Annotated in this window: 5 protein-coding genes; all 5 read right to left on the reverse strand. The window is 49.8% G+C overall.

Features of this window, described 5'->3' with window-relative positions; translation table 11 throughout:
• Nucleotides 1-14: 14 nt before the first annotated feature.
• The gene (locus RS891_RS26200; protein WP_315793610.1) at nt 15-2,795 is read right to left on the reverse strand and encodes an alpha-mannosidase; all 2,781 of its coding nucleotides are present in this window, start codon (nt 2,793-2,795) and stop codon (nt 15-17) included.
• A 4-nt stretch (nt 2,796-2,799) separates the two neighbouring features.
• Entirely contained in the window at nt 2,800-5,973 is a 3,174-nt protein-coding gene (locus tag RS891_RS26205; protein ID WP_315793611.1) for a beta-galactosidase, read from the reverse strand.
• The gene (locus tag RS891_RS26210; protein WP_113055984.1) at nt 5,970-7,289 is read right to left on the reverse strand and encodes a glycoside hydrolase family 125 protein; all 1,320 of its coding nucleotides are present in this window, start codon (nt 7,287-7,289) and stop codon (nt 5,970-5,972) included. Before RS891_RS26210 ends, RS891_RS26205 begins: the two co-directional genes overlap by 4 nt.
• A gap of 292 nt (nt 7,290-7,581) precedes the next feature.
• Entirely contained in the window at nt 7,582-10,689 is a 3,108-nt protein-coding gene (locus RS891_RS26215; RefSeq protein WP_315793612.1) for an alpha-mannosidase, read from the reverse strand.
• A 4-nt stretch (nt 10,690-10,693) separates the two neighbouring features.
• Nucleotides 10,694-13,042, reverse strand: coding sequence for a glycoside hydrolase family 3 N-terminal domain-containing protein (locus RS891_RS26220; RefSeq protein WP_315793613.1), 2,349 nt, complete (start codon nt 13,040-13,042; stop codon nt 10,694-10,696).
• Nucleotides 13,043-13,063 lie beyond the last annotated feature (21 nt).

A 13,063-nucleotide genomic window follows, 5' to 3' on the forward strand; every position in this document is an offset into this window, starting at 1 on the left:
TCACGCTTGGAAAATTAACGACGCAACCCCACCGTAACAATCTCACAAGGTCCCGCTTGAAGAGCCCATTCTTTGCTAGTCAAGGCAGTTGAAGATTCATTTATCATCGAAGCATTCAGTTTGCCTGTCTCTTCTTCCAGAATGTTGCTCTGATATGCATCTTCCAATGCTTGCGGGATGGACTCAGAAGCAGCAAACTTCAACCCAGTTGTATTCGACCCCATATTATACCAACGCAACATCAGATCACCCGAATCCTCGTTCACCTTCAGTGAAGAAAAAGCAAGACCGTCCCCTTGCCACTCAAACGGTGAGTTGCTCGGCGTCAGGAATCCCGGGTGCACGTTCGTCTGAGCCAAAGTCCATGGAATCTGGAACTGATAAGCTTCAATGTACGCTCCGGAAGTTGCTCCATTCCCGTCATGAGGGATAATCTCCAGTTGGAAGGAATGCTCACCAAGACACTGAGCTTCCGGTGTAGGGAACAATCCCCAGTCTCCAAGCTCTCCCACCGCACGAAGCAATGTCACGGCAATCGTATTCCGTCCATCCTCAAGAACCTCATATTCATTCAGCCCCAGATTGGCTACAACCAATCCAGCCTGATCCTCACTCACATCAACAAAACTTTGCTGATGCTGGGTATTGCTCGGATTCTGCCATTCCGGTGCAGGCGTATTATCGCGAGTAGCAATTTCGAACATCGAGTCAACGTGATGAACAGCAGCTGTCAGATCCGTCGGGAAGAGTGCCCGTACCCGATGATCCTTCGCCTGATTGTTAAAGGTTGTTTCGAGCTTGATGCCTTTTCCAGTGCGGCTTAACGACACAATGGTTCGGATATTGAGCGTAACCATTTGTTTGGAACGTTGCGCTTTGCGATGCGGATAATAAATCAGTTCCCGCTGCTCTCGATCAAGCGTTTCGTCAGCGGATTCAGGAATTTCCCAATGATGAACAATTTCGTACGAAGCTCTGTAAGGCGCATCTTCAATAACACGAATTTCGGCCCGAAGATCCTTCGTAGTCAATGCTACTTCGTTCTCCGGTTGCTTGAACATGTACTCATTGCCGATATCACCGACATTTTCATACACGCCAAGATCTTTATACGTCCGGCCTGTCCGTTTATCCGTGAGTGCAAAAGACCCGTTGTCTGCAATAGTTACGTTAAAATATTCATTTTCCATGCCACGTTCACCACGCAGCAGTGTATTTGAATCACTCGCAGCATGGCTGTCCATGCGAACCAAGGCATACGTCTTCAGGCCAAGTGCAGGCACATTCTCTGCTTCAAAGGTGATTCTCACCCGACGACAGCTATATGGCTGACGGAATCGATCATCCGGCAGATCATAGCCGAATTGCAGACCCAGATCTTCTACCGTACACGGCACCGAGTTGCCTTCTTCATCCACCAATATCCGACCTGACAGGTCGATGGCGTTCATTTTGGCTGCCATATCTTCCAATGAGAAGCCTTCACGGAAGTACAGACGGGCCGAATCCAGTTCAATCTGAACCACACCGCTGCGCTCCCATCCCGATGTGTTAAACACAACCACAGGCCGCGCTTCTTCACCATATCGTTCAAATGTTGAAGTATCCACAGCTGCAGCGATTTGGCTGGTGCTATCCTCAATCAGGGCCTCAGCGACATGACGGCTCTTATCAAAACGGGTGACCATCTCGCGATGTACCTCGTCAACGCTACAGCCACAGATACTGTCATGCGGATGATTCTGCATCAACGTTTTCCAGGCATAGGTAAACTGATCATGCGGATATGGATGACCTAGCAGATGCGCGTACGAAGCCAGTGGCTCAGCCACTTTTTCCAACATGGCTTGGCCAAGTTGGTTCATCTGTTTCAGATAAACGCGTGCCGAAGCCGTGTTCACCAAAGTGCCCCAGCCATCGGTACGCTGGCTGCGCAGCTCTCCTTTTACAACAGACAGCTCCTGAACCGCAGATGCTTTCAACGCTGACAGATAGTCCGGGAAGTTGGAGTGAACAAACTCGATATCGGGATACAATTGTTCAGCCATACGGATGGCTTCAGGCAGATCCTTCTGAATCGGTTGGTGATCACATCCGTTCATGTACAGCAATTCATTGGTCGATGCATATTTCTCCGCGTCAGCCAGCTTGGTTTCCCAGAACTTACGAGCTGAAGCTTCATCCACAGGAACTTCATTCCCGTTAGAGTACCAGTTGGCAAATAAAACACCAAGCACTTTAGATCCATCTGGCCCTTCCCACATCAGCTCTGAGAAACTGGATTCATATCCATCGTCAGACACCATGTTGTTGAAGCCCGTTGGTTTCACGCCTCGCCCAAAAAAGACATTATCGATGCCCGATTGCAGCATAAGCTGCGGTGTCTGACCCACAAGTCCGAACGTATCTGGGAAGTATCCGATCTTTGAAGGTGTTCCATAACGTTTGGCATCCCGATGTCCAACCTGCATATTACGTACGTTCGCTTCACCACTGGTCAGGAAAGCATCCTGCAAAATATACCAAGGCCCTATGACAATACGGCCATCGCGAATATGCTTCTCCAATCGTTCCTTCTGCTCAGGTCTAACCTGAAGATAGTCATCGATGATGATCGTCTGGCCGTCCAGGTAAAAGCTTTTAAAATCCGGCCCTTGATCGAGCTGATCCAGCAAGGCATCCACCAGTTGCACCAATCGCATATGATGCTTCTCATACGGCAAATACCATTCCCGATCCCAGTGCGTGTGAGAAATAATATGCGCTCTTTTCGATTTGCTTGTTGGTTTGGTCATTGTATTATTCCCCCTCTACCTCTTGTTGTACAATCTCTACTTCATCCGGACGATATACGGCTTGCAGCTGTCCGGCAACATCTGTGGCAAACAGCACCGAGCGATTTTTCTCCAACAGGAACGTATACAGGACTCCCGTACGTGTATCTCTGACTTTCACCTCATGATTCAAAGCAAACTCCGATACAAATACGTACAGATTCCCTTTCGGGAAGCTCAGCTTCCGGCCATAAATCCCTGCCAAATCTCCGCCGGATATCCATTCCAGTTCATTTTCAATACCAGCCACTTCTGACGCATATCGATACAGGTCAGCCAGCGGCTCATCCCGGCCGTTCAGCTCCAGCGGTAGCGGGCTCCAGATCAACTTGCCTTTGCCTAACGGCAGTACTACTACTTCATCAGGTGTATGATTCTCCGCATGAAGCAACGTTTCCTTCGCCACCTCGGCAATCCGACGACGACCATAAGTGACGCGGTGACTCACTCCGTTAATATTCAGCATTTCTTCTCGCTGTACGTTGCCCAGACTGCGCTGGCCGACAAGATGATCTGCCCGATCACTTCTCTTCCAATAAGCATCCAACCCGAGTGGTCCAGTGATAAGCAGCGTAGCTCCCTCATTCTCCGCGAAGTTCATCAGCTCGCTTAACGCATCGCTGTCCATGTTGTGCGGACTCGGAACCATGATCAGCTTCGGAGGCTGCTGCTTCAATGCCTCCAGATGATACTCGGATACCGCCCGGAATGGCTGCTTCAGCTCATATGCCATCACACGGGTCAATTTTGTGGTTGCATCGTAAGCCAAAGAACGGTTCGAGAAATCGTTGGAATACGGGAAGACCACTGCAATGTCCTCCAGCTCGCGATCGGTAAACAAGTCTCGAATCTGCTCCATGAATCGGCCAAAATCGTAAGACACATCGGCTTCAGGTTTTTCCGTACCATCCGCTCTCAGCGCTCCAATATGAGATTCATTGGCATTATCCATATAGAAGTTGGTATTCCAGATCCATTGCACAGCTCCGGCTCCACCTGTTGAGAAGGCATAGGCGTATTTGCGCTCCAGAATGCTATGAAGCTCTTCCTCTGTACGTTTGGCCCGTCCATCCGGGGTTTCCACATACATGATGCCTGTCTCCTGAATGAGATTGGGTTTATGTGGTGTTTTGGCGAAAATGCCGTCCCAGATCAGGTCATCGTTGAGCCACCAGGAATGCACGGTTGTATAATCCACTTCCCGCTCATAGAAGAACGGTGAAGGACGCTGTGCTCCCAGAGCTTCATCCTGCCCCACGGTAACCAGATGGTGGGGAACAAGATCCTTGATCGTGCCTACAAGCTCTCTCGCCCAAACATTATGCATCTCCATCGAGAAGAGACAGTAATCGAGCCAGCGTGTTCCCTTTTTAGCCTTATGCATATCCTGTACATCGAAATTGATTTCTTCCGGTTCAGGAATGACTGCTGCGGTAAAGTCCGGCAGCTGCTTAGGTGACATGTTCCATGCCTCCTGCAACGCTTCAATCGTCTGATGCCGCTGCTGAAGCCACTCGATAAACGCCTGCTGCTCATACGAATCTCTTGCCGAACGTGGCCCATCAGAGAATATGCGCACAGGATCAAACATCGACGGTTCATTAATCAAGTCCCAGTCCACATGTGTGGAATGTCTGTGACGACTAACAATGCTGCGAATGAATCGTTTCTGTGCATCTACACTCTGCGGGTCCAAATACGGATTTGTTCCTTCCCACGTCTCGGGTGTAAAGGAGAAGAAGGTGAACGTCACTTGAAGACCATGCCGTTTTGCCGTTAACAGGAACGCATCAATCGCACGCAGTACATCCTCGGACATGTGACCATCCACCTGCATCATGTTGCGATAGGCAGTCCAGATTCCGGTCCGAATCCAGTTAATGCCGGCTTTCGCCATCTGTGCCATATCCCGATCCCACACATCCGCATTGGGAAGGAACAGGAATTTCCGTGCTACGTCTGAGGTCATGTAAGTCATACCAACAACAGGCAATGGACGACCGTCTTTGATAAAATAATCTCTGCTGCGTGTGATGACTTCCCCTTCTGCCAACAAGGCTGCGTCCTGACCCCAGAAGCCCTGCCGCAGTATGCGAACTTCTCCATCAGGTGCCTGAACACGACCCACGATTCGGTACAGCCCGCTCTCGATTGAAACCGGAAGAAGAATGCGTTCAAAACGCTGTTCGCCGGAAAGTTCCAGCTTCAGTTGATGACTCCATACCTTCTCTACCGTGCCGTTTGTACGATCTTCCCGTTCAACTGTTAGATCAAACGTCCAAAGTTCCGGCTCACTTCGTCTGCTGCCCGCACGCTGTAGAATTTGGGTTTGGAGGATCAGTGAAGCTCGTTCACCCAATTCATACGAAGCATAGTTCGGCTTCAGAGATAGCTCGGTTACACCTTTGGCGCAATACTGCGCCCAGTTCACCATTTCGGCTGCTCCGTTCTGTTCCCAGAAGGTAGCCGTCAAAGGCAGATGCACGAACAGCCAGCGCGAACCGGCAAACGTACTGCGGGAGTTTTCCCATAATACGATTGGTGCAGCGATGCTGCGACCATCCTTGCTGCGGCCGCGAAGCAGCGGAGAAATCTGCGTGCTCATCGGACCTGAGGAACCCATCTGGTGTGGCAAATCGCTTGTTTTGGTTGTATGAGGTACCAGATTCCACGTATCCGCACTTTCGAACAGTCCCTCCTTGCCTGCAAGAAGGGGAATATCTTCTGATGAAGCAAGTGAATCCACTTTGGCTGCGGATACCTTTAACGCCTCATGAATATAAAGTTCCTGGTGATACGCCGTTTGTTCCGACTCGATAATCCATGCCCCATTCTCCTGACGAACAGGACGTTTGAATGGTGCGCCACCAATGTTGATCAGACTTCCGCCCTGATGAAGAAAAGCTGCAATTTCGGTCCAAGCAGATTTAGGAAAATAAGGCGCATGCAGGTTCACAAAACATCCTTCACCTGCCGACCCGCTCAAAGCCGAAGCCAACTCATCCGCGCCCACAACAATGATCTCTTCCGAGGTTTTCCATGAATCAAGAGCACCTTGCGTTGGCAAAGTGCCTTCCACCGGAAACGTTGGATCAGAGAAAATAATCAACTTGGTTCTCTTCACCTGTGCGCTGCTCATAGCAAACCATCCTTCATGGATTTATAGACCAACTGGGAGAACAGGCTGTTGGACCAAGCAAACCATTTTCTCGTAAAAATCGTCGGATCATCGGCATGGAAACCCTCATGCATATATCCTGTATCCGCATCCGTTGCTTCCAGCATCCCAATGATTTCGAGCTTCTCTTCAGCAGACTGAGCCGTCAGTCCTTGCATGGACAGGCCCATATGCCAGATGTAATCCGGCGGTGTATGCGGGCTGCCGATTCCTTTGGCAACTTTGCCTTCATAGTAGAACGGATTCTCTTTGCTGAGCGCAAAACGTCTCGTATTCTGATAGATCGGATCATCCGCTGTGACGTAACCAAGATAAGGAATGGACATCAGTCCCGGTGTACCTGCATCATCCATCAGGCAGTAGTTGCCGAAACCATCCGTCTCATAAGCATAGATCGGACCGAATTCAGGATGACGGTAAATACCGTACAGCTGAATACCATGATCTACTTCCGCCTCCAGATCCTTAAGCTCCTGCAGGAACTCCATGTCCCGGAATACCCACTCCGCGAACTCCTGCATCTGACGCAGGGCAACGACGGCAAACATATTGCCTGGAATGTTGTAATGGAAATCGCACGCATCATCACTGGAACGGAAACCGGACCAGATCATGCCTGTGTAATTGACGGGCATGCCTCGTCCGTTATTACGGATTGAATCCGTAGCAATGCCGTTATTGCGAGTAAAGCTGTATGGCGATTTCTCCATGTGATGCTGCTCCACCCGGAACAAATCCACGATTTTGCGCATGGCGGCTTTGAAGCTGGAATCGAAAATATCCGTCAGTTCGGTTTCTTTCCAATATAAATAAGCGAGACGCACAACAAAGCACAAAGAATCAATCTCGAATTTGCGCTCCCACACCCAAGGTGACATCTCGGTCACGTCGGTGGTGTTCCAGTGCCAGTCATTGGCTGTCTCGTTGAAGGCGTTGGCATATGGATCAATATGAACGTACTGGATGTGGCGCTTGATCAGACCGCCGATAATACGTTGCAGGTCTTGATCTTCCTTGGCAAATGGAATGTAATGCACCACTTGCTCCACGGAATCACGCAACCAGGAAGCTGGTATATCGCCAGTGATGACAAAGGTCGTACCGTCATCCATTAATTTCGTTGTTGTTTCAATCGTATTCGGGAAACAGTTCTTGAATAGTTGAAGCAGCTTCGGTCGATGCGCCAGCTTCTGCTCTGCTTCTTCCATTACAGCCTGAACGGCTTTTGGCAATGCAACAGGTGGCATTGGGATTTTGGGTAGTCTGAATTGTTCCATGTATGAGTGCACTCCTTAAACAAATTGAATGGTGTAGCCGTAATAAGATAAACCCATTAACTGTACACTAGGACACTACGATTGCAGTACCATCTCCCGATCGCTGTTATCCCCAGATTTTTCTGATTCCCTTCTCCAAAGGGAAAATCCGGGGATAGCGTATGCTTCCGATGTAGCTTTCTTTCAGAAAGCTTTTAGGCGAACACTCCGTTTCTCCATCTGGTTCTGCCCTCTCCGTTATCGTGTACATGTTTTAGTTCATCTTACATAGCTCAAAATATATCAAAAAGGTTTACCGTAGCAGCACGGTTTTTATTTCGTAAGGTTTAAAAGATAAAGTAATCTGACCATTGGTGGTATCCAAAGGCTCGCCCGCTTCTTCCAAGGCATTGGAGAGATAAGCTTGTTCATATTCATGCGGCCATTGCAGCGTCACACGTTCACGGGTGCCCGAAGACTCATAGAAACGGAGCACTGTGCCCTGTCCATCCTCTGCCGGTTTGACCGTATCCAAAATGACATGGCTACTGTCGAATTCAATCCATGCTCCAGTTGCCGGGCGTTCGCCTGCGTTCTGGTCCACCTGATGCACAGGCACTTCATGGTTCAATTCGGCTGCCTGACGTACCGTATGTGCACTTCTCCAGTCGCCTTCATGTGGATACAGGGAATAGGTGAAATCATGTTCTCCGATATCCGCAGTCCGGTCAGGCCATCTCGGTGCACGCAACAAGGAGAGACGAATGGTGCTTCCCTGTACGTCGTATCCATATTTGCAATCATTGAGCAGACTGACGCCATATCCGTGCTCGGCGACATCTGCGAAGCGGTGTCCGCACACTTCATACTGGGCTTGCTCCCAACTCGTGTTGCGATGAGTTGGACGCTCCAATGCACCGAATGGAATTTCATAGGTTGCTTTGGAAGTCACTATATCGATCGGGAAGCCCACTTTGAGCAATTTATGATCTTCATTCCAGCTTACATGGGTGTTGAAATCGATTCGTCGATTGTCATGATAGAACACCATATCCTGTGTTATCACAGACTGATGAAGCTTCCACTGAAAACGAAGTACGTCCTTCGTGGTGCCCGCCAGAACCAGCTTCTGCTCCAAGAGCTCCACTTCTCCAGCAACCTGAGCCTCATAACGGCTATCGATATCCCAGGCGTCCCAGAGCGTCGGACGGTCATGGAAAAAGTGAAATTGATTGCCGCGTTCACCTGGCTTCAGAATCTCGCGTTCTGCTGTCTTGTCCCACAAGCGGGATATCTCGCCACGCTCATTAAATTGAACATGGTAATACGCGGTTTCCCATGTATCTGTAAAGTTCTTTTGCCCAGCAATGCTCGTCATTTCCCGTACATTTGTTTCCCTTGCATTCTCCGGTACAAGCCAAATCGTCTTATGACCCAACGCTGGAATATCCGTCACCAGAACCGAAATTTGGCTATCTTCCCGATCCATGCGCAAACGCTGACCTTCTTCATCGATGACGTATCGATCCAATCCATCGTGCATTTGAAGTTGAACGACTTCACTTCGATTCCAACCAAGGCTGTTGAACACAACATAAGGAATAGAACCCTCTGGCCCCAGCGTGTTAATCCCTCTCGTTAATGCAGCAACACCTTGATTCAGTCCTGCTCTACCCAATTCAAATACCCGGACATATTCCTCGTCTGAAGTTACATACGATTCGGTAATTGCAGAGCCTGGGATAATATCATGGAATTGATTCAGTAAAATCAGCTTCCATCCATCATGCAGCGCTGAACGTACTTCAGCATCCTGCTGTGGCTCCATATCCGGTAGGGCAAGTGTGTTCCAGAGCTCCGCTTCGCGATAAAGCACCTCAGCCTTCCGATTGTTGCGCTTATTGCGACCATGGGTCGTATATGTACCCCGGTGAAGCTCCAGATACAAGTCTCCATGCCACTTCGGAAGATCAGGCTGTGCCTTCTCGATTCCGTCAAAAAAGGCTCCGGCGGTACTATAACCATTCTTCGGTTGACCCACCATCAACTCGGAACGATCCACGTACTCCAGCATCTCTCGCGTCACGCCGCCACCACCATCGCCATGCCCGTACAGAAGCATATGCTCAGGATGCGCCGCCTTCTCACGGTAAGACTGCCAATGATCATGAATGTCCTTCGGCAAGGTATGCTCGTTTACACCATGATTGAGATAAGACAGGATGGGCGTACCATCAATACCTACCCAGTGGAACAGATCATATGGAAATACGTTCGTATCATTCCATCCGAGCTTGGTCGTCATGAAATACTCTACATTGCCATGCTTCAGGATCTGAGGCAGGGAAGCACAATAACCAAATGTATCTGGCAGCCATTCAATCTGTGATGTTTTGCCGAATTCCTCCATATAGAAACGCTGACCATATAACATCTGACGAATCAGGGATTCCCCGCTCGGAATGTTCAGATCCGGCTCCACCCACATCCCGCCAACCAGTTCCCAGCGTCCTTCAGCGATGCGCTTCTTCACCCGTTCATACAGTTCGGGATCATGTTCCTTCAGAAAAGCATACAACAAAGGCTGGCTCTGGGAATAAACATAATCGGGATATTCATTCATGAGTGCATCCACCGTGGAGAATGTACGACTGGTTTTGCGCACCGTCTCACGTACAGGCCACAGCCAGGCAATATCAATATGTGATTGCCCCACCATATGCTCCAGGCCTTCGGCGTTTCCACCAATCTCTCGCACTTCATGGATCAATCTTTCTTCGATACTGTGGATGTCATTCCCCTGCTTGACAGCCTCTTCTGTCAGACCTACAAATTGATCCATCGCCCGATAGATCGCTTCCAGCAGGCGTACACGGCGAAAATCACTTTCCGGAAGCAGCACCGCTGAATCACGCACAATCGTGACCGTATACATAAGGCTGCGGACAGGTTCATTTGGTCGCACCAATAAACTGCTAATCGATGTAATTGGAGGTTGTATAACCGCCTGTTGATTCAATGGATCGACAGGCTCGGGTACCGGATCGAATAGCTCAATCTCAAGTTCAGGCTGAGCCCCTATTCGGGAAGGGTCGAGTGTTACATACGTATGATTACGATCCAGCCCCTGATAGGAATGTCCATTCACCCGAAGCAAGCCTTCCCCACCGGATTCAAACACAAGTCCGTAAGGTTCTTTCTGCCATGAGGCAGGTACATCCAGCCGTGTCCGGAAGAAATAGGTCGTTCCCTGATCACTCGGGAAACGATTCAATCCCTCCCCTTCTGGATAAGCCTTCTGATCCTCGTATTGTCCTGGTATTTTATAATAAGCGCGGCTGATGTCCCAGCTACGTAGCTCCATTTGCTCCAACCACTGACGTTCGGACAACTCGCGAATAAATCGTCTGATGCGTTCCATTTTCTTACGCCTCCTCTACCGTCAGCTCGGCGAACTGCGTATCTTTCACATGTCTTCCGATATGCATATGGAATTGTCCTGGTTCAACAACAGGCGTGAGATCACGACCGATATATTGCAGCTGCTCCGCTCCAATATGGAAGGCTACAGTCTTCGTCTCTCCAGGTTCCAAAATCACTTTTTCAAACCCCTTCAGCTCTTTGGCTGGACGTGCCACACGGCTAACCACGTCGGATACATACAGCTGAATGACTTCTGCACCTCTGCAAGATCCCGTATTGGTGACTTCCACTGATACGGTGACTGTCTCGTCGGCCGTCATCGATTCTTTACTTAGCTTCGGCTCACTGTAATCAAAAGTAGTATAGCTAAGCCCATATCCGAATGGATAACGAGGCTCCAGATCCTCTTCCAAATAACGCTTGCCGCGTGAACGTTTGCCATTATAGTAAATCGGTAATTGACCCACATGCTTCGGTATGGATATCGTCAGTTTGCCGGACGGGTTCACTTCACCGAACAAGATGTCCGCAATGGCATGCCCACCCTCTTGGCCTGGGTACCACGCTTCCAGAATGGCATCGGCATGTTCATCCACCCAAGGCTCGGTGATCGGGCGACCGTTGATGTAAACAATGACAAGTGTTTTGCCAAGCTTGTGAATCTCTTGAATCAGCTCCAGCTGGACTCCTGCAAGCCCAAGCGTCATGCGGTCAATGCCTTCTCCACACTCCATGTCATTCCATGAGTTATCGGACACATTGGAGGCACCTGTCTTCAGATCGATCGTTCCTTCACCAAAATCACGGGCACTTGAGCCGCCAACGACCATGATAACCGTATCGGCCTGACGTGCAGTTTCTATTGCGTGCTCGAACCCTTCTCTCGAATCACCCTTGATGCGACATCCCGGTGCATAGAGCACCTGATTTTCACTATTCGATTGTCCAGCTGAGTCTTCCTCTTGGTGCCCACTCTCACTTACGGCAAGCTTACTGCGGATGCCATCCAATACTGTAGACACTTTGGACTTCGGTTGGGGAGATGTATAATCACCCAACTGGTTGTAGGCTTGGTCTGCATTAGGACCAATGACAGCAATTCGGCCCGCTGTTGCCGTCGACAGAGGTAACGTTGCAGCTTCATTTTTGAGCAAGACCACACCTTCTGCAGCCAATTGGCGTGCCAGTTGAATATGTTCTTCACTGCCAATGACTTCTGCCGCTCGATTGGCATCCACATAAGGCTGCTCGAATAATCCCAGCTTGAATTTCAGTGCCAGCACACGGCGGACAGCCTGATCCAGTATTTGCATTTCAAGTTTGCCTTCCGAGATCGCTTGCACCAGATATTGTCCAAACATCTCACCGGACATTTCCATATCAATCCCGGCCTGAATGGCCTGTACAGATGCTTCCAATCCATCTGCCGCCACATCATGCCCACTTGCGAGCATGTTGATGGCACCGCAGTCCGTAATCACCAGACCGTCAAATCCCCAGTCTTTTCGCAGAACGTCATCCAGCAGTTCCGTATTAACCGTACACGGGATACCGTCGATTTCGTTATAAGCCGGCATAATGGATTGAGCACCTGCTTCAACAGCTTTGCGGAACGGATACAGATCTACTTCCAGCAGCTCACGCCAGCCCATATGCACCGGTCCCGCATTGCGTCCACCTTCCGAACTGCCATAACCGACAAAGTGTTTCAGTGTAGCCGCGACCGCATCCTCTTGGTCCAAACGCTCACCCTGAAGTCCTTGCACGGAAGCAACAGCCAACTCACCAATGAGATACGGGTCTTCACCAAAGCATTCCTCGGTACGCCCCCAACGTGGATCACGTACAACATCCAGTACTGGAGAATACGTTACCGCACCACCTTGAGCACGCGTCTCGCGAGCGACCGCCCGACACATGTCACGGTACAGATCCACATTCCAGGTACTTCCCAAGAGCAGAGGAACGGGATAGACCGTACCGTCAATCGCCATATGTCCGTGCGAGCATTCCTCTCCGATCAGAATGGGAATCCCCAGTCTGGAATGCTCTACAGCATGACGCTGAATGAGGTTTACAGCTTCTGCCCCTTCTCTGGCAGACAATCCATTTTCAAGCGTAACACCCGTCCATGGATCTGCACGAAGTGCACCGTACAGGGAGCCCACGCCCCCGTTTTCCACCTGCTGCTTAAAGGAGTCATTCAGCGTGATGTTTCCTTGATCATTCGTATATGTCTGCCAACCAAAAGGCTGGATGAGTTGACCTGCCTTTTCTTCCGTCGTCATTAAGCTCAGCAGATGTTCTACTCGCTCTTCCACGGATTTACTTTTATCCTTATACATCATCATCCTTCGACGCCTCCACCCTAT

Source organism: Paenibacillus sp. BIC5C1, from assembly GCF_032399705.1.
Lineage (GTDB): Bacteria > Bacillota > Bacilli > Paenibacillales > Paenibacillaceae > Paenibacillus > Paenibacillus taichungensis_A.